We start from the raw sequence: 23,883 nt of genomic DNA, 5'->3' as shown, positions 1-23,883 counted from the left end.
CTCGGTGTGATACGTTAGTTGCTGTAGATGTCTTCGGCGACTTCCGCGGCCCGCGTCATCGCTTCCTCGGCGGATTTCTGGCCGGCGATCGCACGCTGCAGTTCCTCGGAGTAGCGCTGGCCCCACTCGGGGTACTTCCGGTCGAACGGGTCCGGTGCGGCCGCCTGCAGGGATTCGAGCGTGACCTGTGCGAAGTCGTCCCCCACCCGCGAGCGGAACTCGTCGTTCTCCCAGACCGACTGGCGCACGGAGAACGCCGCCTCGTTTTCGAGGTGCATCCAGGTGTTGGTCGGTTGCGAGGACGCCCACAGCATGAACAGGAACGCCTGCTCGGAGTTCGAGGCGTTCTTCGACGTGGAGATCTGCCAGTTGAACGCGTTCGGCGAGAACGTCCCGTCGGCGGGCTTCGGTGCTTTCGCGATACCGATATTGTCGCCGACCTGGGAGTCCTCACCGGTCAGACCCGGCCAGAACAGGTTCGCGTCGGCGACGATGTGGCCCGCTCGTCCCTCCTGCATCGTGGCGAGAACGTCGGACCACGTCTGGGTCGACGCGCCCTCTGGGCCGTAGTCCTGCAGCAGGCTGGTGTACCACTCCGCCGCCTGGATGACGCCCTCGGAGTCGAGTCCCGAGTCGGACGGGAACTCGGTCCAGAGCTCTGCGCCGTACTCGCGCAGGAACGTGTTCAGGATGTAGATGTTCATCCCGTACCCCTTCTGGCCGCGACCGACCGTCCCGACCACGTCGGACTCGTTTTCGTGGATCGTCTGCGCGTTCTGGCGGAACTGTTCGAGCGTCTCCGCCACTTCGAGGTCGTGTTTCTCGTAGAGGTCCGTCCGGTAGAACTGTGTCTGGACCTCGACGGTGATGGGGATACCCGTCCAGGTGTCGCTGTAGCCCCCGCCGTGGGCCTGCCACTTCGACGCCTCGAAGAGGTCGTCGGGCTGGTACCACTCCTCGTCGTACAGACTGCTGTCGTTGAAGTACGGGTCGAGGGGTTGGATCCAGCCTTCCTCGCGGAACTGGTTGACCACCTGATCCATGTAGAAGATGTCGAACTGGCCGGCTCCAGTACTGACATCGGTCTGGCGCTTGGTCCGGAACTGCTGTTCCGGGAGGACGTTCCAGACGACCTCGATGCCGGTCAGCTCCTCGAAGACGGGCACCGCGGGCTTGATCGCCGACACCCACGGGTGCTGGACGGCACCGATGTTGATCTGTGACCCTTCGAACTGTCGCCAATCGATGTCGGCGCTCTGGTACTCTTCGAGCGGGATAGCGAGATCGCCGTCGGAGCCAGTTCCGGTATCGGTCGAGCTACCGCCCGAACCGCCGCTACTCGATCCGTCACTACTCGATCCGTCCCCCGAACCGTTCGAGCCCCCTCGCGTACAGCCCGCGAGGCCGCCGAGCAGTCCGACACCTGTCGCTTTGATGAAATTCCGCCTGTTGCGCTCAGTCATTCTGACTTGCCTCGGTTTAGCAACAAAGTTCATGCATAATAAACCTATCCCCTTCTTCGGCACTGATCGGCTCTGTGAGCGACCGAAGTCCGGGGAGTTCCGGGCCGAACCGTGAAAAGATTTTAATAGAGGGTCAGTCAACAGTTGGTTCGAAGCCACGGGACGACAGCACAAGTCAGCCAAACGGTCCACGGCGTCGCTCTGATCGAGTGTCGGTACTCGCCGGGGTTCGACGCCGAGCCACTGACGGTAGTCTGACCGACCACTAGCTATCATGACCAGAGAGAAACGCATCTCAACACAGCACCGAACCATCGCAGATACCGGACTCACCGTGGAGGGGCAGTAATGCGAGCGACCACACTCACGGGCGTCGGAGAGATCGAAGTCCAGGAACGGGATCGTCCCGAGCCGAAGGCCGACGAAGTCCTCGTCCAAGTCGGTGCCTGTAGTGTCTGCATGACCGACTATCACATGTATCATGGGACGTTCGCCGCGCCGACTCCGCTGGTCCTCGGCCACGAGAGCGCCGGAACCATCACGGAGGTCGGGACGGCGGTCGAGACGTTCGACGTCGGCGACCGCGTCGCGATCAACCCGACCGTCCCCTGTAACGCCTGTTCGTACTGCAAGCGCGGCGAGACACACCTCTGTGAGAACAACACGAGCATCGGTGGGGCCGGCGAGACGATCCTCGACGGCGCGTTCGCCGAGTACGTACGCGTCCCTGCGATCAACGTCGAGGACATCGGTGACATGTCCTTCGAGCGGGCCGCACTGGCCGAACCGCTGGCCTGTTGTCTCCACGGCGTCGAGCAGACCGATCTCACGCCGGGCGATAGCGTCGCAATCATCGGCGCGGGTCCGATCGGACTCCTATTGTTGCAGTCGTTCCGCAACGCCGGTGCCGCCCCTATCGTCGTCTCCGAACCCGACGACGAGCGGCGTGAACTGGCCGCCGAACTCGGCGCGGACATCGTCGTCGACCCCGACGAGGAAGATCCCGAGACGGCCATCCCCGACGCCGCCGGCGGTAAGGTCGACGTCGCCGCGGAAGCGATCGGGTTGGTTCCGACGATCAAACAGGCCAACGCGGTGACCGCAGAGGGCGGGTCGACCCTCGTGTTCGGTGTACCCGACCAAGCGGCGACGATGGAGGTCAGCCCATTCGACATTTTCTTCGACGAGGTCGACTACCGCGGATCGTTCTCGCTCACCGTCGAGGACTTCGAACGGGCGGTGACGCTGCTCCAGCACGGCCGTATCGACGCTGAGACGCTTATCACCGAACGGATCGGGCTCGACGACCTCCCCACCGCGTTCGACCGCATGGAAAACGGCGAGGGACTGAAGAAAGTCGTCGTCCCCGGTATCGACGGCTAAGCGGGACTGTTCTGCTCACCACGCCGGTGCTCTACTGTTCGCAATGGTTGGGAGTCGATAGCGACGCTGCCCAGTCGTCACCGGGACCTCTCGGTCCCCGGACCCGTTCTGCTCTCAAGAACGATATGATTTCACGCCAAATACTGCGTACAAACATGTTCTACATAGTCATTCATGATATGAAGACGAGGGGTGGACAGTTGTCACTCGAAGCTCGTTCTGTTCTAAAGAACAGAGTTATACCGGTCGGAACCGTACGATGAGGAAATATGAGCGAGACACCAGGCTACACGATCGACTCGACGGAAACGTCGCTGGATCTGCTCGAAACACTCGTCGACTCGGCGGACCCGATGGGTGTGACGGCACTTGCCGATCGTCTCGGGGTCTCGAAGAGCGTCGCTTACAATCACCTCTCGACGTTACGGACTCGTGGCTACGTGATCAAACGGGGCGACCGGTACGAACCCTCGCTCAGGTCCCTCGATCTCGGTTCGCGCACGCGGACAGCGATGCCGCTCTACGAGTCCGCACGCCGACATCTCGACAACCTCGCGGCCGCCTCGGGCGAAACGACAGTGCTGTTCGTCCTGGAGGAGAACTCGGGAGTCCCGGTCTACATCGCGGAGGCTGGTGAGGGATGGTCACCCCGCTTTCACGAGGGGCAGCGACTCCCGCTACACGTGAACGCACCGGGAAAAGCGATTCTGGCATCGCTCTCCGACGAACGCGTCGACGAGATCCTCGCAGCGACTGATCTGGTCGAGCCGACGAGCGCAACGATAACCCAACACGACGAGCTCAAGGCCGCGTTGCGAGGCGTTCGGGAGGATACCGTAGCGTTCTGCAGAGGAGAACAGTACGAGGGGATCGTGGGTGTCGCCTCACCGGTGACGAACAACGATGTCGACCGCGTCGCTGCGCTGGGCATCTGTGGCCCGGTAGACCGACTGAACGGCCGATACCTGGAAGAGGACATCACGGGTCAGGTCCTCAGCACTGCCAAATCGATACAGGTCGATCTCACAGGACAGTGACCAGCGTGCATCAAATAACGAGGGTACATCCGTTATTCTAACCGGCGTGGATTCGTCGGCTAAGAACTCAGATCATGCCAGGCGGGGATAACAGATGGGCTAGTGATACTCGGGGAGCGGAACCGAGGCCAGTTATCCGGGAGTCGAGATACGATACGCGATATATGACTCTCATTATCCGTATTTGTATTCATATATGATCTATTTTTTCTTATATTTTCGTATCTATATTTGTTTTTCGTTTTTGAGGGTTTTTCTCCGAGATTGGTGTCTGCCCTCCAGTAGTTTAGATTTTCTTTGGGGTGATACGGTTATTTCCGGTATATTTTCTAAACGTGGGAGGGGTCAGTCATAAATACGGACCGCCATGGGGCGTGGAATCCGACGAAAAGGCGACGGTACGAACTCGACAGCGTCCCCTCCCTCGCCGATCCGATCGCCATGACGAACATGCAGAACTGGACCCGTATCGTCAGCCGGGACAACCGAGAGGGACGGTGAAGAGTCCTGCTTACGAGGGGGACCAGCACCGAATCGCTGTTGTCGAGTCAGCGGCCGACAACGGGGGGATTAAGTGACTGGTTCACACAGGGAAACGTACATGCGCGACGACGATAGCGATGCCGCCACAGACGGTGGTATCCAACTCGCCCCGACGGCGAGCGACGACCGAGCGGACTACGACTACGTCGGCGGGTCCGTGGAGCGGCCGGGCCTCGTCTCCGACCTCGAAGCCCGGATCGACGGCGAGGTCCGGTTCGACACCTACACTCGCCAACTGTACGCGACGGACGCGAGTGCCTACGAGGTGACGCCGATCGGCGTAGTATTCCCCACATCGACTGCGGAGGCGGCCAGCGTGGTCTCGTACTGCGCCGACCGCGAGATCCCCGTCCTGCCGAGGGGTGGCGGGACGAGCCTCGCCGGACAGACGGTCAACGAGGCGGTCGTCCTGGACTTCACACGACACATGGACGCTGTCGTGTCACTCGATTCCGAGAGTCGAGAGGCCCGTGTCCAGGCCGGCACGGTGCTCGCGGACCTGAACGACCGGGCCGCCGAGTACGGCCTGACGTTCGGTCCCGATCCGGCGGCAGGCAACCGGAGTGCCGTCGGCGGCGCAATCGGCAACAACTCCACGGGGGCACACTCGCTGGTCTACGAGAAGACCGACCACTACGTCCAGGAGTGTGAGGTCGTCCTCGCGGACGGGACCGTCACCACGTTCGGCGAGGTGTCTGTCGACACGCTCCGGGAACGGGCAGATCCGGAGAGCGACGACCTCGAAGCACGGATCGCGGCGGGCGTCGTGTCGCTGCTGGAGGGCCACGCCGACGAGATCGACGACCGCTACCCCGAACTCAAGCGCAACGTCTCGGGGTACAACCTCGACCGCCTGGTCGCCGAGTACAAGGGCGAGTACGGCGAAACGGGAACGGTCAACCTCGCCCGGTTGCTCGCCGGCAGCGAGGGCACGCTGGCGATCGTCACCGAAGCGACGGTCACGCTGGAACCGCTCCCGGAGACAAAGTCGGTCGCCCTGTTGACTTACGACAGCGTCGTCGAGGCGGTCAGCGACGTCCAGCATGTCCTCGAACACGACCCCGCGGCCGTCGAACTCATCGACGACGTGCTCATCGACCTCGCGTCGGACACGACGGAGTTCGCCGACGTGGCCGCGCGGCTCCCGGACCGGGCGCGGGCCGCGCTACTCGTGGAGTTCTACGCCGAAGACGACGACCACGGCCGCGAGCAGGTGGCCGGGTTGCTGGCCGATCGGGTCCCGAGCGATAGCGACGACGGGGAGGACGAGACAGAGTCGGACCCGGACCGCTACGCCTTCGACGCGCTGGAGGCGTACGACGCCACCGAGCGCAAAGAACTCTGGAAACTCCGGAAATCCGGTCTCCCGATTCTGCTGGGCCGAACGAGCGACGCGAAACACATCAGCTTCCTCGAAGACTGTGCGATCCCGCCCGAACACCTCCCGGCGTTCGTCAGCGAGTTCCAGAAGGTACTGGAGGAAAACGACACGTTCGCCTCCTTCTACGCCCACGCCGGGCCGGGCGTGTTGCACGTTCGCCCGCTCGTGAACACGAAGTCACAGACCGATCTGGACGCGATGGAGGCGATCGGCGAGGCCGTTACCGACCTCGTCGTGGAGTTCGGCGGGTCGGTGTCGGGCGAACACGGTGACGGGCGCGCCCGTACCCAGTGGAACCGAAAACTGTACGGCGACCGGCTCTGGGAGGCGTTCCGGGACCTGAAGACGGCCTTCGACCCCGACTGGCTGTTGAACCCCGGCCAGGTCTGTGGGGACGTCTCGTTGACCGAGAACCTGCGGTTCGATCCCGACTACGAGTTCGACGCCGGCTTCGACTCCGCCCTGGAGTGGGACAACGAGAACGGGATGCAGGGGATGGTCGAACTCTGTCACGGCTGTGGCGGCTGTCGCACCCAGGCGTCCGAAGGGGGCGTGATGTGTCCGACGTTCCGGGCGGCCGACGAAGAGGTCACGTCCACTCGGGGCCGGGCGAACATGCTCCGCCAGGCGATGAGCGGCGACCTGCCCGACGACCCGACCGACGACGAGTTCGTCACCGAGGTGATGGACCTCTGTATCGGCTGTAAGGGGTGTGCGCACGACTGTCCCAGCGAAGTCGACATGGCGAAGCTGAAAGTCGAAGTCGAACACGCCCACCACCAGGAGCACGGGGCCGGCCTCCGCGAGAAGGTGTTCGCCAACGTCGACACGCTCGCCCGCGTCGGGAGCGCGCTGGCCCCGCTCTCGAACCTCGGTCCGAAGGTGCCGGGCGCACGAGCGGTGATGGAGAAGACGCTCGGGATCGCCCGCGAGCGGTCGCTCCCGACGTTCGAACGGGAGAGCTTACAGGACTGGTTCGCAGCGCGCGGCCCGCAGGTTCAGGAGACCGAGGCCGACCGGAAGGCCGTCCTCTTTCCCGACACCTACACGAACTTCAGCCACCCCGACATCGGGAAGGCGGCAGTTCGGGTCCTCGAAGCCGCCGGCGTCCACGTCGAGGTGGCCGACGTGACCGACAGCGGGCGGCCGTCGTACTCCAAAGGGTTCGTCGACACGACCCGCGAGACGGCCCGGGAGGCCGTCGACGCACTGGCTCCCCGCGTCGCGGACGGCTGGGACGTCGTCGTCGTCGAGCCCAGCGACGCGGTGATGCTCCAGTCGGACTACCTGGACCTGCTCTCGGGCGAGGACGTGTCCTCGCTGGCGGCCAGCAGCTACGGCGTCTGTGAGTACCTCGATAGCTTCCGGCTGGACGAGAAGCTGACAGTCGAGGCCCCGGAGCGCTCGCTGGCGTACCACGGCCACTGTCACCAGAAGGCGACCCGGAAGGACCACCACGCGGTCGGCGTCCTCCGGCGGGCCGGCTACGAGGTCGACCCGTTGGACTCGGGCTGTTGTGGCATGGCCGGCAGTTTCGGCTACGAGGCCGAACACCACGCGATGAGCATGGCGATCGGGGACACGCTCGAAGGCCAGGTGGCCGGGAGCGAGGCCGAGTCGGTCGTCGCGCCCGGCGCGTCCTGTCGGACCCAACTGGCCGACCTCGCTGTCGAGACCGACGGGGCCTACGCCGGCGTCGACCGGGACGAGCCACCGACACCGATCGAGGCACTCGACGCGGCCGTGGTCGGACACGATCGCTGACCGACGGCGCTTCGGCCTCGGTGGAGCCGATAGTGCGGGCCGATAACACCGGTGTCACCAAATCTTCATGGTTGGTTCGCCATATGTTGAAGTATGGCACAAGACAGCCTGTCCAGGTACAGCATCGACGCCGACTGGAGCACCCACTACATCGGCGGCGAGTGGGTCGAAAGCGAGAGCGGGGAGACCCTCGACGTGACGGACCCGTCGACACGCGAGACGGTGACGGAAGTCCCGCGGGGCACGGAGGCGGACGTCGACGCGGCCTACGAGGCGGCGGCCGCGGCACAGACCGAGTGGGAACAGACACCGCCGGCGGGCCGGGAGGAACTCGTCCAGACCCTCCTGCAGACGATGGAGGAACACAGCGAGGAGATCGTCGAGTTGCTGGCCACGGAGGCCGGCCAGATCGAGGGGATGGGCGAGACGTCCGTCCACCTCGCCGAGGACCAGATCGCCGAGGCTGCGACCCTCCCACGGCGGATGAGAGGCGAACACGCCGCGTCGAACATCCCCGGGAAGGAGAACATCGTCCAGCGCGAGCCACAGGGCGTCGTCACCGTCATCTCGCCGTGGAACTTCCCGCTGAACCTCTCGGCCCGGGCCATCGCCCCGGCCGTCGCCGCGGGCAACACCGTCGTCGTCAAGCCCGCCACGAACACGCCGATCGTGGGCGGGCTCCTGTTCGCCCGGCTGTTCGAGGACGCGGGCTTCCCCGACGGCGTCATCAACGTCGTGACCGGCCGTGGCTCGGAGATCGGTGACGCGGTCGCCAGCCACGACGAGAGCGACGTCGTCGCCTTCACCGGGTCGACCGAAGTCGGTCGCCGCGTCGCCGCCGCGGCCGGCGAGAACCTCGCGGAGGCCGCGATGGAACTGGGCGGGAACAACGCCCACGTCGTCACCGCCGACGCCGATCTCGACCAGGCGGTCGACGCCGGCGTCTTCGGCTCCTTCGCCCACCAGGGGCAGGTCTGCATCTCCATCAACCGCCATCTCGTCCACGAGGACGTCTACGACGAGTACGTGGAACGGATCACCGAGCGGGCGGCGAACCTGCCGGCGGGCAGCGCCCACGACCACGTCGTCGTCGGCCCCATCATCGACGAGTCACAGCGCGACGAGATCCTGGAGTACGTCGAACGGACCGTCGAAGCCGGTGCGACCCTAGAGACCGGGGGCGAGACAGTCGAGGTCGACGGCGTCGAGGACTCGCTGGTCGTCGAGCCGACCGTGCTCTCGGACGTGACAAACGACATGGCCGCGGCGTGTAACGAACACTTCGGCCCGGTCGTCCCCGTCATCCCGTTCTCGGACGTCGACGAAGCCGTCGAGATCGCCAACGACACGGAGTACGGGCTCTCCGGATCGGTCCACGCCGGCGACGTCGGCGCGGGCAAACGCATCGCCCAGCGGCTGGAGACGGGGATGATCCACGTCAACGACCAACCGATCAACGACGAGGCGCACGTCCCCTTCAGCGGGACCGGTGCCTCCGGCGTGGGCGGCTACAACACCGACGACTTCCTCGAGGAGGTCACCGAGCAGAAGTGGATCTCGCTCCAGCACGAGGCCCGCGAGTTCCCCTTCTGAGATGCTGTCGGGAACCGTTTGTGTCGTCGCCGGCGGCGGGAACGGGCTCGGAGAGGCCGCCGCACACCACCTCGCCGATCGCGGCGCGACCGTCGTCGTCAACGACCTGGGGACCGGCGTCGATGGTGAGGGCAGCGACCCCACAGTCCCCGAGTCGGTCGCCGCCGACATCCGTGAGGCGGGCGGCGACGCGACGGCCCACCACGGCGACGTGAGCGACTTCGAGTACGCCGAACGCCTCGTCTCAGAGACGGTCGACGAGCACGGGCGACTGGACTTCGTCGCGAACTTCGCGGGCATCCTCCGGGACGGGATGAGTTACAAACTCGATCCCGAGGACTGGACGGCCGTCGTCGAGACGAACCTCACCGGCCAGTTCGCCCCGCTGCGGGCGGCCGCGGCCCACTGGAAAGCGGCCGGCGAGGACGGCGGGTTCGACCGCCAGCGCTCGTATCTCGCGGTCAGCGCCGGGGCCGCCCGCGGGAACCTCGGACAGGCGAACTACGCGGCCGCGAAAGCCGGCGTCCTCGGGATGGTCCGGTCGGTGTCGACGGAGCTGTACCGCTCGGACGTCCGGGTCAACGCACTGGTCCCGAACGGCTACACGCGGATGACCGAAACCGTCCCCGAGGAACACCGCCCGTACACCCGCGAGGAGATGCCTCCGGAGAAGGTGGCCCCGATGGTCGCGTACCTCGCGAGCGAGGCCGCCGAGGACGTGACCGGCTGTACCCTCTACGCGGGCGGGGACCGCGTCGGAGTGCTCACGGATCCCGCCACGGAGGCCGTCGGCGTGGAACCAGACGGCTGGAGCCTCGACTCGCTGGCAGACCACTTCCGGGAGGACGTGGCCACCGACGTGGAGTTGACCCGCACGGACAGCCACTTCTGAGCGGGCGGCCCGCTCTCCCGGCGTTCGGGCACCGGTCACCGACCGGACAGAAAGGCATCTTTTATGCCGGTCTCGGACGATGGTTCGTCTATGCGATTCGTCCGCTACGACGACGGCCAGTTAGGGCTGCTCACAGACGACGGTACCGGCATCGTCGCGCTGAACGACCGGCTCGGCATCGACGCCGACGAACCACTCGTCGAGTACATCGAGGGCGACTACGACGCCAGCGAGTACGTCGACGCCGACCCCGACCACGACATCGAGGACGTAGAGGTGGGGTCCCCCGTCGGCCGTCCCGGGAAGGTCATCGCCGCCCCGCTGAACTACGAGAACCACATCGAAGAGGCGCTCTCGGACCGGGACATCACCACCGACGAGTGGTTCTCGATCAAGGACAAGGGCTACTTCCTGAAGGCCCCCTCCAGCGTCGTCGGCCCGGATCACGGCATCGAACTCCCCTTCTCCGACCGCCGGACCGACCACGAAGTCGAACTCGCCTTCGTCATGGAAGGAGACATCAAAGACGTCCCCGCCGAGGAGGCCTGGGACCACATCTTCGGCTACACGATCCTGCTGGACATCTCGCTGCGGGGCGATCAGGACCGCTCGAACCGGAAATCCTACGACACGTTCACCGTCATCGGCCCGTGCGTGACGACCGCCGACGAGATCGAGGACCCGCAGGACCTCCAGATGGAACTGCAACTCAACGGCGAACGCCGCCAGTACGAGAACACTGGCGACATGGTCTATACGTGTGCCGACGTCGTCCAGTACGCCTCGCTGGGAGCGACGCTGGAGACCGGCGACGTCATCACTACTGGGACGCCCGAGGGCGTCAGCGAACTCTCCGACGGCGACACGATCGACGCGGAGATCGAGTCCGTCGGCTCGATGACCGTCGACGTCACCGAACGTGACGTGAGCTACGCCGAGGCCGACGTCAAGAAGGGCGGCCAGGAGTAGACGACGACGGCGGTCGGCTCGTACCACTTCTTCGCGGTTCCGCACGGTCCGCAGTTGCGACACCGGCACAACCCGGGAAAGCTGAGGGGTAGGCTTAAGAAAACCGCCGACGAAAGACGTGATAATCGATGGCACTCCTCGAAGTCGACTCGATAGACGTGTCGTACGGGAACATCCAGGTGCTGTGGGACGTGAGCCTCTCCGTCGAGCGCGGCGAGACGGTCGCGCTGCTTGGCGCGAACGGCGCCGGCAAGACGACCACGCTCAAGACCATCTGTGGTGACCTGACGCCGACAGCCGGCGAGGTCCGGTTCAGGGACGAGAACATCGGCGAGATGCCCTTCGAGGACGTCGTCGGGAAAGGCATCGCACACGTCCCGGAGGGCCGGGAGATATTCACGGACAGCAGCATCCGGGAGAACCTCGAACTCGGCGCGTATATCGACCGGAGCAAGATCGACGAGCGCTTAGAGACGGTGTACGAGATCTTCCCCCGGCTGGAGGAACGAGCCAGTCAGCGCGCGGGCACGCTCTCCGGCGGCGAACAACAGATGCTCGCCATCGGCCGCGGGTTGATGAGCGATCCCGACTTGCTGTTGCTCGACGAGGCGAGTCTCGGGCTCGCACCCGTCCTCGTCGACGACGTGTTCGAGGCGATCGAGCGCATCAACGAGCAGGGGACGACCGTGCTCCTGGTCGAACAGGACATCTACAACGCGCTTCGGGTGGCCGATCGGGGCTACGTCATCAAGACCGGGCGGATGACACTCTCCGGGACTGCGGCGGAACTCGCAGGCGACGAACGCGTCGAGGAGTCGTACCTCGGAGCCTGACTCGAAGAACGAACGTCGAGCCGCTTTCTCCAGAACGGAATCGAAACGGGGCGCTCAGTCCTCGTCGGCGGCGATGTCCGGGTCCGTCTCCGGTGTCGCGTCGGTGGACTTGGGAGCCTGTGCCCCACCGCTCTTCCCGACGTCGGTGATGAAGTAGTCCTCCGCGAGGCCGTACAGCCCCTGCGGGAGGTAGATGATGAACAGGATGATGAGCGCGCCCTCGATGGTCGTCGCGACGCTCCCGACGATCGCGGCCAGACCGGTATCGAGCAGGAGGAACAGCGCCGCACCGAGGACCGGGCCGGCGAACGTCCCCATCCCGCCCAGGATGACGATGACCAGCGAGTCGATCGTCCAGGTGACCGCCAGCGTCGATTCGGGGTTGATGTACAGCGTGTAGTGGCCGTACAGTCCCCCCGCCAGCCCAGCGAAGAACGAGGAGACGACGAAGGCGTACATCTTGTACTTCAGGGGGTTGACCCCGAGGCTGCTCGCGGCCTCCTCGTCGTCGTGGATCGCCTTCATTCCCAGTCCGCCCGCGCCACGGACGATCCGGTAGGTTACGGCGATCGTGACGATCGTCGCGACGAGCGTCAGGAGGAACATCACGTCCCCGTGGCTGACGAACTCATTGAGGCCGAGATCGCCCTGGACGTAGTAGCCCGTCGAGCCCCCGGTGAGCGACCGCTGGTCCAGCATCACCAGCTCGATGACCGCAGCCAGCGCGAGCGTCCCGATGGCGAAGTAGTGGCCGCTGAGCCGGAAGATGACCGGCCCGATCACCAGCGCGATCAGTGCGGCCGCCAGACCGCCCAGGACCACCGCGACTAGTATCGGGAGCTGTATCGACGCGGGAAAGCCCGCCGCCGAGGGCGTGGTCAGCCACGCGGCGACGAACGCACCCATGCCGAAGAAGGCAGCGTGACCCAGCGAGATCTGTCCCGCGTATCCCGCGAGCAGGTTCCAGGAGACGCCCAACATCACGAACACCAGTCCCGTGAGCACGAGACCGGTCAGCGCGTCGGTCGTCACGAACGGGACCACGAGCAGCGCCAGCACGACGACGCCGAGCACGGCCTGGAGCCGCCGGTTCGCGACGAGCGGTTCCTCGGGGTGGCGTTCGAGGAAACTCACTCCCCGCCACCTCCGCTACCGAACAGCCCCTCGGGCTTGAGCAACAACACGCCGAGGAAGATGAGCAGGCTCACGACGTTGCGGTACCCGCCGCCGAGATAGAGTGCGCCGAGGTTCTCGGAGACCCCCAGGATGACGCCGCCGACCAGCGTCCCGAGGATGCTCCCGACCCCGCCCAACACGACGACGGCGAAGGCCTTCAGCAGGTACGACCAGCCGACGAAGGGATTGATCGGGAACAGCATCGAGAGGAGTGCCCCGGCCGCGCCAGCCAGCGCCGTCCCGACGGCGAGGGTGATGACGTAGATGCGGTCGGTGTCGATCCCCATATAGCGGGCGGCTTTCCGGTTCTGTGCGGTCGCCCGGATCGCCTGGCCCGTCTTGGTGTACTGCAGGAACGCCCACGTCGCGCCGATGAGCACGACGGCGACGACGAACGTGACCGTCCGGGGCAGCGACAGGAAGGCGAACCCGAGGTCGATCCCGTCGCCGGGGATGCCGAGGTCCGCCGTCCGGGCGTCACCGCCAAGCACGAGCTGGCCGATGTTCTGCAGGATCAACGCGAGCCCGAACAGCACGATGATCGGCTGTTCGATCCCCTCGCCGACGACGTGTTTCAACAGCACCTTCTGGAGGACGATCCCGAAGACGAACAGTAGTCCCATCGCCAGGAACATCCCGACCAGCGGTGTGATACCCGTCGCGGCGAACACGAGGATCGCGACGTAGGCACCGACCATCAGCATGTGGCCGTGCGCGAGGTTCACGATGTCCATGATACCGAACACGAGCGACAGCCCGAGGGCTGCGACGGCGTAGATGCCGCCCAGGAGGATGCCGTTGACGATCGACTGAGAGACGAGTTCGCCTGCGACCATCGCTCAGCGCTCGCCCCACGGCGGGATCGGGTATCTGAAGTCGAGCGACCGGTCGGAGTCGGTGTTCGGGTAGGCCAGCCGCTGTGCGCCGTCCCACCACTGCCCGGTCGGCGCCGTCAAATCGCCCTCGGCCGGGAGGCCGTTGTCCTCGAAGCCGAACTCGCCGATGACCGTCTGGAACGTCTCGCTGCGGAGGGCGTCCCTGATGGCCTCGGCTTCGGTGGAGCCCGCGGCCTGGACGGCCTGGAGCGCGACCTGCGTGAGGTTGTACGACCCGCCGACGTTGACCGGCATGAACTCGCTCTCGGTCTCGTACTCGCTCGTGTAGGCCTCGCGGAGGCGCTGGTTGCCGTTGCCCGTCAGCCCGGGGACCCACCCCGGACACATCAGCGCGTAGGCACCGGCCTCACCCAGCGCCGACCACCACGCCGAGGGGTCGGCCCCGCGGACGAACTTGAGCATCTGTGGCGACCAGTTGTTCGACTGCATCTGGTTGACGGCCGTGATACCGCCCGGCGGGGTCGGGTTCGACAGCAACACTTCGACCTCGGCGTTCTGCGACTGGCTGATCAGCGTCGAGAAGTCCTGAGAGCCGATCTCGAACGTCTCGCGCAGCACGATATCGTACCCTTCCTCGCCCAGCCGGTTCTCCCAGTATTCGGCCTGTTCCCTGCCCCACCCGGAGTTGGGCTCCCAGATACCGACGTTAGTCGGTCGCTCGCTCTCGGGGATGAGTTCAAGCGTCCCGAGTGTCGACCGGGCGACGTCGCGGGACTTCGGGAACGGGGCGTACGTCCACTCGTAGTTGTCGTTGCGGTGTGGCTCCTCGTAGGCAAAGGCGATGCCCAGGAACGGGAGGTTCTGGTTCTCCGCGAAGGCACTTCCGGCGGTGACTAACAGACTAGAGAAACTCCCCCAGATCATGTCGACGTCGTTGTTGCTGGTTATCTGCTGGAGGTTCTGTCGGAGCGTCTGGGCGTCGCTCTCGTCGTCCTGGAGGATGAGCTCCACGTCGCGGTCGAGTTGCTCGCTCATCCGTGCCTGGCCGAGTTCGTACCCGCGCCTGAGGTCCTGTCCGAGCGACGAGAACGATCCCGTCTCGGGAACCGTGCCGGCGATCGTCAGCGTGTCGTCGCCGCCACCGCCGCCACCGCTGAACGCACACCCTGCGAGGCTGGCGACCGCAGCAGCACCGGCAGTTCCTTTGAGATACGACCGACGTGAGACTGGACTATCGTCGTTTACCATACCGTATAGGCTGATGTAGATGATCGATTATAAAGATACCCGTTATTGCGGGGGTGACGCCACACCGACCCAGTCGGACGAGCGGCTGGGACGACCCAGTCGGTCGACGGCGCTGCTACGACGAGGGACTGGCCTCGGCGTAGAAGTTCATGGCCTCGAACACCGGTCGGTCGGACATCCCCAGCAGGATGGCCTCCTCGCCGTCCGGTTCGTGGTGGTGGGTGGCGTCCGGCGGGACGACGAAGATGTCACGCTCGGACCACTCCAGGGCCTCGCCGTCGACGTGGGTCGCGCCCTCGCCGTCGACGACGAAGTAGACCTCCGTCGTGTTGTGGAAGTGGGCGTCGGTCGCCTCCTGGAGCAGTTGTGCACGGAACGACATCGTCGGGAACAGCGGCGGCGACCCGGTGGCGGGGTTGACATACGAGAGGCTGTAGCCGTCGTAGGGGTCGGGTTCGTCGTTGTCGGCCCGCTGGCGCAGCGACTGGACCATCTCGGACCATTTGAAGCGGTACGGCGGCGTCGCCTCCCGGATCCCCTCGAAGGGGCCGGGGATGCCGTCGTCGGTGGTCGATTCCTCCGGGCGACCACGGCCGTATTGGGACTCCCAGTACCCCTGTGTCTTGGTGACCGGCTGTCGTTCGAGTTCGTGGTTCTCGAAGGTGTTCCGGGCGTTCATCGAGTCCAGCACCAGCGGGAGGTCGAGCACGTCGAGCCAGGCCGCCGTCTCGTCGGAGTCGTTGACGTGGTCGTGCCACTCCCACTGGGGTGTGGTGATGAGGTCGTTGTCCTCCATCGGGAACTCCTCGCCCGCGACGACGGTCTTCATGTCCTCGCTGCCGTCGATAGAGAACCGGAGCGCGTTCGCACCGTGTCGGTGCGAGGGCGCCGTCTCACCGGGCGAGACGGTCTGGACGCCGACGTAGATCGTGTTCGAGATAGCGTTCCCGAAGGAGGCGTTGATCGGGACCGCCACCCGGCGCTGGAACCCCGGTGGCAGGTCCGCGATGGGAACGTCGGCCTCGACACCGTCGATGGCGGCCTGGATGTCCTCCCACTTCCAGATGTCCGCCTCCAGATCGTCGATAGTGTTGCCGAAGTCGTCCTCGACCTCCCACAGCGGCCGGAGGTTGTTCCGTTCGAGGATGTCTCGCGTCCCGGAACTCAGCTCCAGTTGCTCCTCTAGCTCCTGATCGTCGGGCTCTGTCTGTGCCATACTGTACAAACACGTTACCACACGATCATCATAAGTCTACTGGACAAACACCACTGAGCAGCCGTGAGATGGCATAAAACGGGAGTTCAGTCGTACAGCTACTCCTGATCATCCTCTACAGACACCGGCTGTGTTCCGTATCGGCGCGCTGGCGCTATGCCTGGACCTCGAAGACATCGGCAGCGGCGAACACCGACCGGCAGTCCTCACAGACCATCTGTCGTTGGATCGCGTACTCCCAGAGTTTCCCGCCACAGTCCAGACAGTCGAAGTGCGCTTCGACGAACGGGTCTTCCTCGGCGTAGGGGTTCTCGAATTCAGCCATGTCGATACGTCGTTTCGGAATCGATAAAAACGCTTCGCTACCTCCAAACCATACTTTCGTCCGCACGAGTCACTCCTCGTAGGGCACCATTGCGTCCCGGAGATCGGCCGGAACCTCGATGGCACCGCCGCCACCGTGTTCGGCACACACCCGCTGTTCGTACCCCTCGAACGCGACGCTCCCGCCACACGTCGCCGTGTAGTCGAAGCGGACGCTCCGGGTTCCGACCTCGGGCGTCAGGGCGATCGTCACGTCGTCGCCGGCCTCGACGGGGGATTCGAACTCGAAGTCGATCTCGACCAGCGGCAGGCCGAAGCCGTGGTCCTGTGAGATCTCCCAGAACGGATAGCCGATCTCCTCCATGAACATGTCCGAAGTCTCGTGAAGTGCGTCGACAATACGCGGGTAGTGGGCGATACCGAACGGGTCCGTATCGGAGAACCGGACCGTCCAGACGCGGTCGTAGCTCATCGGTCCACCTCCGCGGCCGCGGTTCCACCTTCGCGGTCCACGGCGGAGTCCGAGTCGAGGACCACGAGCGCGTCGAGCGCAATGGCCCCGTCCGCCGAGACGAGCACGGGGTTGACGTCGAGTTCCGCGATCGGGTTGTCGGTCACGAGGTCGCCGACCGTCGCCACGACCTCGGCGAGGGCCTCGATATCTGCCGGTTCGCTCCCCCGATATCCCGCTAACAGTTCCGCTGCCTGGAGTTCCTCGATGGCCGCCCGTGCCTCGGCGTGGTCGATCGGGGCGATCCGGTGGCTCGTGTCCTCGAAGACCTCGGTGAAGACGCCGCCAAGTCCCGTGAGCACGACCGGACCGAACGAGGGATCACGCAGGCCACCGACGATGACCTCCGTTCCGGCGTCGACATCCATCGCCGCCTCGACGAGGACATCCGCGTCGATGTCCTGCTCGGTAGCCGTCTCGAAGATGCGTTCAACGGCAGTTCGGACGCCCTCGGCGGACGTGACGCCGACCGTGACGCCCGCGCCCCCGCCCCACTCGCTCTTGTGGGTGACCGACGGCGAGGACACCTTCAGGACGACGGGATAGCCGATCTCCTCGGCCGCCTCGACGGCTTCTTCGGCGGTCTCACACACCGCGAAGGGCGGTGTCTCGATGCCAGCGCCCGCGAGCAGCCGTTTCCCTTCGGCCTCCGTCAGCGTGTGCCGGTCGTCCGCACGGGCGGCCGCGATGGGGTCGTCAGTCATCGGCGACCACCTCCTGTCCCGCAGCGGGGCCAGCCATCCCGGCGTAGCGGGCCAGGACCGCCGCGGCGTCTGCGGCCCGCTCCGGCGTCTCGAACACCGGGACACCGGCGTCGGCAAGCGCGGACAGATCGTCGGCCATGTCCTCCTCGATGCCGTCGGTAGAGAACAGGATCGGCTTGCCGACGCGCTCGGCGAGGCCGGAAAGCGCCTCGACGGGGAACCCCATCGCCTGTTCGTACAGCTCGTAGACCAACACGATGTCGACGCCGTCGTCCTCGGCGACGGCCGTGACGACGTCGCCGAACGCCGGCATCGGCCTCCCGGTGTCGACCGGGTTCCCGGTGTAGGTGACCCCCGTCAGGATCTCGTCGACCCGCTGTTGGGTCTCGGAACTCAGTTCGGGAAGCCGGCCACCGCCGCGCTGGATGCGGTCGCTGATGATGATACCCGGACCGGCCTGTGCGGTGACGACGCCGACGTTCGGGCCGGCCGGTGCCGGCGAGTCGGCGAGCGCCGCGGCCGCGTCGAGCAGATCGTCGGTCGCGTCGACCGTCGGCACGCCGTACTGGGCGAAGCCGGCGGTGTACAGTTCGTGGTCGCCCGTGAGTGCCCCCGTGTGGGACTCGGCGAAGGCTCCCACGTCCGACTGACCCACCTTGTAGGCGACGACCGGCGTCTCGCTGGCCCGGCAGGCTTCCAGCAGACCACGCCCGTCGTCGGTCCCCTCGACGTGGAGGACGATAGCGTCGGTCCGGTCGTCGCCGTCGAAGTAGTCGATAGTCTCGGTGAAGCCGACGTTCGCGCGGTTTCCGAGGCCGACCATCGCGGAGACGCCCCGTCCCTGGCGTCGGGACTGGAACGCGAGCGCGTGAGCGACGCCGCCGCTCTGTGCGATGACGGCGGTGTTTCCCGCCGGGAGCTTCTCGGCCCCGCTGGCGAAGGAACACAGCAGGTCCCGTTCGGGGACGACGAACCCGCTCGTGTTCGGCCCCAACAGCGAGACGTCGTGGCGGTCTGCCGCGGCGACGACCGCCTCCTGTAACCGCTCGCCCTCCTCGCCGGCCTCGGCGAAGCCGCCGGCGTAGATGACCGCCGCGCCGATGCCGGCCGCCCCGCACTCCTCGATGACCTCCGGGGTCGCCGCGCCGGGCACACAGCAGAGCGCGAGGTCGACGTCGTCCTCGATGTCGGTCACCGAGTCGACGAAGGCCTCGCCGAATAGCCTCCCCTCCCCGGACGGGTTGACCGGGTACACCGGGCCGTCGAACTCGACCGCGTTGGCCATCGCCTCGTAGCCGATCTTGCCCTCGGTCGCGGAGGCCCCGACGACGGCCACGGCGGCTGGATCGAACATCTGTTGCAGAGTCACAGCCGGTAGTTATCGCAACACCCTCAAATCGTTTTCCCCGCCAGGACGTGACAGGGGTAGGTTTATTTGAGTGGATAAGGTACCAACTGGCAATGACGCTACTCGAAGGGCAGCATCTGACAAAGAAGTTCGGCGGCGTCGTCGCCATCGACGACGTCTCGTTCTCCGTCGACCGCGGCGAGGCTATCGGGCTCATCGGGCCGAACGGGGCCGGGAAGTCCACGCTGTTTCGGACCGTCACCGGCGTCCACGAACCCACCGAGGGGCAGGTGTTCTTCGACGATGAGGAGATCACCGGCAAGGCACCACACGAGATCTGTCACCGCGGGCTCGCGAAGACACACCAGATCGTCCGCCCGTTCGAGAGCATGACGCTGCTGGAGAACGTCGCGGTCGGCGCCGAGTTCGGTGGCCGCGAGTTCGACGACGTTCGGGGGCGTGCCAAGGAGATGCTGGAGTTCGTCGATCTCGCGGAGTTGCAGTACAGCGAACCCGACGAGCTGAGCGTCGGGCAGCTCAAACGCTTGGAGATCGCCCGGGTGCTGGCGACCGACCCGGAACTCGTCCTCTTCGACGAAGTCGCCGGCGGGCTCGACCCCGAGGAGACCGAAGACATCATCGACCTCATCGGCGACATCAAGGACGAGGGCAAGACCGTCTTCCTCATCGACCACGTGATGCGGGCGCTGATGAGTGTCAGCGAGCGGGTCATGGTGTTGAACAACGGCCGGCTCATCGCCGAGGGGACGCCCGACCAGATCCAGAACGACGACGAAGTCATCGAGGCGTACCTCGGCGAGAACGCGAACGAGGACCTCTCGAACGCCGTCGCCGGCGACTGACCGGTCCGGCACGGACGACGCAGACGGCCGCAGTTACGGTTTTCCGGCGAAATCGACGAACGAGGCGAGTTTCCGGCTCGCGCCGTCGGTGACGCTCGACCCGTGGTAGACAAGTCCCACCTCGAACTCGTAGTCCAGCAGCCGTTCGAGGTGCTCGTCGGCGGCGGCCACGTCGGCCGAGAAGAAGGCCGTCGGGAGGACGAAATACCCCGCGGGGAGCCCACGTGCGTCCGACCCGAACACGGCGTCGCCCAGCACTGCGATCCCGCGTGCTTCGTCGACGAGCGCGTGGTGGTCGGCCGTGTGGCCGGGCACGTGGACGGCGGTAAACGGGCCGACCGTGTCGCCGTCGCCGTACCGATGGTCGACCGAAACCTCGGTCTCGACACCGTCGGGAACCCACGATTCGGCGCCGTAGCGGTCGACGATCCCGGCGAGTCCGCCGACGTGGTCGGGATCGCCGTGGGTGACGATCACGCGTTCCGGACGGATGTCCAGGTCGTCGAGTTCGTCGGCGAGGACATCGACCGTGTCCTCGAACCCGGTATCGACGAGCGTCGGCGTCTCCCCGTCGAAGAGGTGGACGCGCCAGCGGGCGTCCGGGGCAGTCTTGACCGTGATGTCGTACACGTCCGGGGCGATCTCGGTGGCCATACCGGAGCGTGGGTCGACAGCAGCAAGCCTCTTTCGGGACCGGTACGCTGATAGTGGTTCACACTGTGTCACTCGGTACTGAGAATGTCGGACCGAACTGTGAGTCCAACAGCCGTCCTCCGAGGTGTCGACCCGGCCTGGCTCTCCGTCCCGGCCGGACTGTTCGCAGCGGGTGCCGTCCTCCGGTTTGCCCCGCTGGCTCCCGACGCGGCCCGGATGCTCGGTATCACGCTGTTCTGTATCGCGCTGTGGGTCGGCGCCCCGGTCAAACCGTGGTTCACTGCCCTGATCGGCATCGGCCTCATCGGCATCACGTTCTCGACCGAACTCGCGCTGACGGGGTTCCAATCGCCGGCGACGTGGCTCGTCGTCGTGGGCATCCTCATCGGCGAGGCCGCCCGACAGAGCGGACTGGCCGACCTCGTCGAACGGTTGGCGTTGTCCCGGATGCCCGCGGGTGTCGCGACCGACGCCGTCGCGGCCTACCGGTACCTGTTAGTCGTTCTCTCGTTCGGGAGCCTCGCGCTCGCGGTGTTGATCCCGTCGTCGCTCGTCCGGGTGCTCATCCTCGCACCGATCCTCCAGTCGCTGGGGGAGCGGTTCGAGGAGCGGCGAGCGAAGATCGGCATCTTCCTCGGTCCGCTGTTCGCGACGTTCTACGGCGCGTCGGGGATCCTCACGGGCTCGCTGGCGAACATCATCGTCACCGGCCTCGTCGAGTCGGGCGGCGGCCCGGCGATCACCTGGACCGAGTGGACGCTGTGGCTCGGGCCGGTGATGGGGATCGGTCGGGTCGCACTCATCGTCGGTATCACGTACCTCCTGTACCGCCCGCGGGACCGTGACGGCGTGAGCGCGCCGGACCGCGGCGGGAGCGTCTCGACGACGCCACGGGAACGGCGGATGCTGGGCTTTCTCCTGCTCGGGGTGGCAATCTGGGCGACGGACTTCCTCCACGGTCTGCATCCGCTGTTCGGCGCGGTCGTGGTGACGCTGCTCGCGTTCGCGCCACGGATCGGCGTCGTCGGCGCCGACGCCGTCGGCGACGCCGACTTCTCGATCCTCTTTTTCCTCGGCGCGATCTTCGCCATCGCCGAGGGGCTCCGACAGACGGCCTTTACCGACCTCGCGGCGAACCGACTGTTGTCGACGCTCCCGGCGGACCCGTCCCTGCCGCTGGTGCTCGCGGTCGTCGTCGTAGCGGCGCTGGCGCTGACACTCGTGATGGAAGGGCTGGCTGTCGCAAGCGTGCTCACCCCGGTGTTGGTCTCGTTCGCGAGTAGCGCCGGAGTTCCCCTCGTCCCCGTGGCGATGATCGAGGCCGTCGCGCTGAACGCCTACTTCTTCCCGTACCAGTCGGCGGTGCTGGTGGCGATTCTGGGCCTCGACGTCGTCGACTCGATGGAACTGACGAAGATGGCCAGCGTCTGCTCGCTGGCGACGCTGCTCCTGCTGGTGCCGATCCAGATCGGGCTGTTCGCGCTGTTTTTCTGAGCTACCGGTCGGGGAAGTGGTCCTCGACGAGTCGGTTCCGGAGGACGGTCCCGGTGTCCGACCGCGCGAGGGGGTCGCTGGTCACGGCGTACTCCCGGGGGCGTTTGAAGTCGGCCAGCGACTCCGTTTCGAGGCAGTAGTCGTCCAGTTGCTCGGCCGTGAGGTCGCTGTCGGTGACGACGACCGCGGTGACGACCTGGCCCCACTGTTCGTCGTCGAGGCCGAAGACACAGACCTCCTCGACCTCCGGGTGGCTTTCGAGGACAGTCTCCACTTCGGCGGGATAGACGTTCTCACCGCCGCTGACGATCATGTTGTCGACTCGGTCGACGATGTAGAGGTAGCCGTCCTCGTCGACGGTCGCCACGTCTCGGGTGCGGAGCCAGCCGTCGAAGTACGTCTTCGAGGCCGCCTCGGGGTTGTCGATGTAGCCCTCGGACTTCCCGGGGCCGCGAGCGATGATCTCGCCGCGCTGGCCGGCGTTGACCGTCGCCTCCGGGTCCGGATGCTCGTCGAGGGGTGCCGTCTCGACGACACGGATCTCCCACGAGAACGATTCCTTCCCGATGGTACCCGGATGGTCGTCCTGAGCGCTCGGGTGGGCGAAGGTGAGGTCCGGGCCGGCCTCGGTCATCCCGTAGGTGTTGTAGACTTGATCGGTCAACTGTTCGGTCGTCTCCTCGACGAGGTCCTCGGTGACGATGGAGCCACCCGTCCTGATGTACGCAAGCGTCCCGACATCGAAGTCGGCCTCGCGCTGGACGTCGTTGAGCGCCGTCAGTTGGGTCGGGACGGCGAGCAGGCCAGTCACGTCGTGCTCTTCGATGAGCCCCAGCGACGCCGCCGGATCGAACGAGGACTGGAGGACGATCGTCGCACCGGCGACCAGGTGGGGGTAGAGCCACGCGTCGGTGGTCACCATGTGGTACCACGGTGTCGTACACAGTGCCGTGTCCGTCTCGTCGACCCCGTGTTCCATCACGACCTGGATGGCACCGTACCACAACTGTTCCTGGTCGAAGGGGACTGCTTTGGGCGTGTCAGTCGTCCCGCTCGTATAGAGGATGCCACATTCGTCGCCGACCGGGAGCGCCGGGTCGCTCTCGGCGTCAGCGTCGGCAACGACGGCCTCGTAGGACTCGACCAGCTCGTGGTCGATCTCCCGGTCGCCGGCGTGGATCGCGGCCTCGAACCCATCGCGGTCGAGCAGTTCGAGCGCCGTCTCGGCGTTGTCGTCGTCGAAGACGAGCGCACGCGCCGACGCTGTCTCGACCATCCGTTCCAGTTCTGCCGGCGGCGCCCGGTAGGACAGCTGTACGGTCCCCACCCCTCGCTTGTTGTTGGCAAGCATCGACTCGATGGCCGGAAGTCCGTTCAAGGCAAGCACGGCACACCGCCCGTCGCCGACCCGCTGCTGGAGTGCGTTCGCCAGGCGTGTGCTCCGCTGGTCGAGGGTCGCATAAGTAATCGACCGCCCGGCCTCGGTGATGATCGCCGTCTCGTCGGGGTAACACCGTACTGACCGGGCGAATGCCTCTCTGAGTTGCATGGTGGTGTCGGTACCGAATACCAGACTAACTGCAGTATTAATAGTTCTGGTTACGCCGGTGTGACCGGGACAGTGTGGCTTATGGCAGTCTATCGAGTAATC

At 65.7% G+C, this 23,883-nt stretch carries 20 protein-coding genes; 9 read left to right on the top strand and 11 right to left on the bottom strand.

The genetic code is table 11. The features are described 5' to 3' along the window. Positions 1 to 14: 14 nt before the first annotated feature. Positions 15 to 1,463, bottom strand: a complete 1,449-nt coding sequence (locus P0204_RS17110; protein ID WP_276223942.1) for an extracellular solute-binding protein — start codon at positions 1,461 to 1,463, stop codon at positions 15 to 17. Positions 1,464 to 1,811: 348 nt separating this feature from the next. On the opposite strand from P0204_RS17110, the gene P0204_RS17105 reads away from it, so the two are divergent. The 7 genes from P0204_RS17105 (at position 1,812) to P0204_RS17075 (ending at position 11,858) form a co-directional block, all read left to right on the top strand. Beyond that, positions 1,812 to 2,846: a galactitol-1-phosphate 5-dehydrogenase gene (locus tag P0204_RS17105; RefSeq protein WP_276223941.1), complete on the top strand. Its 1,035-nt coding sequence runs from the start codon at positions 1,812 to 1,814 to the stop codon at positions 2,844 to 2,846. A 269-nt stretch (positions 2,847 to 3,115) separates the two neighbouring features. Then, positions 3,116 to 3,883 (top strand): IclR family transcriptional regulator, encoded by a 768-nt coding sequence (locus P0204_RS17100; RefSeq protein WP_276223940.1) that lies wholly within the window; start codon positions 3,116 to 3,118, stop codon positions 3,881 to 3,883. A gap of 601 nt (positions 3,884 to 4,484) precedes the next feature. Continuing rightward, positions 4,485 to 7,571 (top strand): FAD-binding and (Fe-S)-binding domain-containing protein, encoded by a 3,087-nt coding sequence (locus tag P0204_RS17095; RefSeq protein WP_276223939.1) that lies wholly within the window; start codon positions 4,485 to 4,487, stop codon positions 7,569 to 7,571. Positions 7,572 to 7,664: 93 nt separating this feature from the next. Beyond that, entirely contained in the window at positions 7,665 to 9,164 is a 1,500-nt protein-coding gene (locus P0204_RS17090) for an aldehyde dehydrogenase family protein (protein ID WP_276223938.1), read from the top strand. A 1-nt stretch (position 9,165) separates the two neighbouring features. Further along, entirely contained in the window at positions 9,166 to 10,056 is an 891-nt protein-coding gene (locus P0204_RS17085; protein ID WP_276223937.1) for an SDR family oxidoreductase, read from the top strand. A 90-nt stretch (positions 10,057 to 10,146) separates the two neighbouring features. Beyond that, a complete protein-coding gene (locus P0204_RS17080; protein WP_276223936.1) occupies positions 10,147 to 11,025 on the top strand; it encodes a fumarylacetoacetate hydrolase family protein in 879 nt (292 codons plus the stop codon). Between the two features lie 128 nt (positions 11,026 to 11,153). Beyond that, positions 11,154 to 11,858, top strand: coding sequence for an ABC transporter ATP-binding protein (locus P0204_RS17075; RefSeq protein ID WP_276223935.1), 705 nt, complete (start codon positions 11,154 to 11,156; stop codon positions 11,856 to 11,858). Positions 11,859 to 11,912: 54 nt separating this feature from the next. Here the strand turns inward: P0204_RS17075 and P0204_RS17070 are convergent, their stop codons facing one another. From P0204_RS17070 to P0204_RS17035, 8 genes are all read right to left on the bottom strand, one after another. Further along, on the bottom strand, positions 11,913 to 12,992 hold the full coding sequence (locus P0204_RS17070; RefSeq protein WP_276223934.1) for a branched-chain amino acid ABC transporter permease: 1,080 nt from the start codon (positions 12,990 to 12,992) through the stop codon (positions 11,913 to 11,915). After that, complete coding sequence (locus P0204_RS17065) at positions 12,989 to 13,870, bottom strand: branched-chain amino acid ABC transporter permease (protein ID WP_276223933.1); 882 nt, start codon at positions 13,868 to 13,870, stop codon at positions 12,989 to 12,991. The genes P0204_RS17070 and P0204_RS17065 overlap by 4 nt, the downstream gene beginning before the upstream one ends. Positions 13,871 to 13,873: 3 nt before the next feature. Next, the gene (locus P0204_RS17060; RefSeq protein WP_276223932.1) at positions 13,874 to 15,118 is read right to left on the bottom strand and encodes an amino acid ABC transporter substrate-binding protein; all 1,245 of its coding nucleotides are present in this window, start codon (positions 15,116 to 15,118) and stop codon (positions 13,874 to 13,876) included. Positions 15,119 to 15,233: 115 nt separating this feature from the next. Then, complete coding sequence (locus P0204_RS17055) at positions 15,234 to 16,334, bottom strand: cupin domain-containing protein (RefSeq protein WP_276223931.1); 1,101 nt, start codon at positions 16,332 to 16,334, stop codon at positions 15,234 to 15,236. A gap of 154 nt (positions 16,335 to 16,488) precedes the next feature. Beyond that, positions 16,489 to 16,659 carry a hypothetical protein gene (locus tag P0204_RS17050; RefSeq protein WP_276223930.1) on the bottom strand — a complete coding sequence of 57 codons (171 nt, stop codon included), beginning with the start codon at positions 16,657 to 16,659 and terminating at the stop codon, positions 16,489 to 16,491. Between the two features lie 69 nt (positions 16,660 to 16,728). Further along, positions 16,729 to 17,130 (bottom strand): acyl-CoA thioesterase, encoded by a 402-nt coding sequence (locus P0204_RS17045; protein WP_276223929.1) that lies wholly within the window; start codon positions 17,128 to 17,130, stop codon positions 16,729 to 16,731. Then, complete coding sequence (locus tag P0204_RS17040; protein WP_276223928.1) at positions 17,127 to 17,873, bottom strand: acetate--CoA ligase family protein; 747 nt, start codon at positions 17,871 to 17,873, stop codon at positions 17,127 to 17,129. Before P0204_RS17040 ends, P0204_RS17045 begins: the two co-directional genes overlap by 4 nt. Continuing rightward, on the bottom strand, positions 17,866 to 19,242 hold the full coding sequence (locus P0204_RS17035) for a CoA-binding protein (protein WP_276223927.1): 1,377 nt from the start codon (positions 19,240 to 19,242) through the stop codon (positions 17,866 to 17,868). Before P0204_RS17035 ends, P0204_RS17040 begins: the two co-directional genes overlap by 8 nt. Positions 19,243 to 19,334: 92 nt before the next feature. On the opposite strand from P0204_RS17035, the gene P0204_RS17030 reads away from it, so the two are divergent. Beyond that, entirely contained in the window at positions 19,335 to 20,084 is a 750-nt protein-coding gene (locus P0204_RS17030; protein WP_276223926.1) for an ABC transporter ATP-binding protein, read from the top strand. A 33-nt stretch (positions 20,085 to 20,117) separates the two neighbouring features. On the opposite strand, the gene P0204_RS17025 is transcribed toward P0204_RS17030, so the two are convergent. Beyond that, entirely contained in the window at positions 20,118 to 20,738 is a 621-nt protein-coding gene (locus P0204_RS17025; protein ID WP_276223925.1) for an MBL fold metallo-hydrolase, read from the bottom strand. Between the two features lie 84 nt (positions 20,739 to 20,822). Here P0204_RS17025 and P0204_RS17020 point away from each other — a divergent pair, with 84 nt between their 5' ends. Next, positions 20,823 to 22,232 carry an SLC13 family permease gene (locus tag P0204_RS17020; RefSeq protein ID WP_276223924.1) on the top strand — a complete coding sequence of 470 codons (1,410 nt, stop codon included), beginning with the start codon at positions 20,823 to 20,825 and terminating at the stop codon, positions 22,230 to 22,232. 1 nt (position 22,233) lies between these two features. Here P0204_RS17020 and P0204_RS17015 read toward each other — a convergent pair whose 3' ends face one another. Next, positions 22,234 to 23,781, bottom strand: coding sequence for a class I adenylate-forming enzyme family protein (locus P0204_RS17015; protein ID WP_276223923.1), 1,548 nt, complete (start codon positions 23,779 to 23,781; stop codon positions 22,234 to 22,236). Positions 23,782 to 23,883 lie beyond the last annotated feature (102 nt).

The sequence above is a fragment of the Haloarcula halophila genome, from assembly GCF_029278565.1.
GTDB lineage: Archaea > Halobacteriota > Halobacteria > Halobacteriales > Haloarculaceae > Haloarcula > Haloarcula halophila.
Note: the sequence above shows the minus strand (reverse complement) of the source record. Positions and strands in the feature narration are given on the sequence as shown.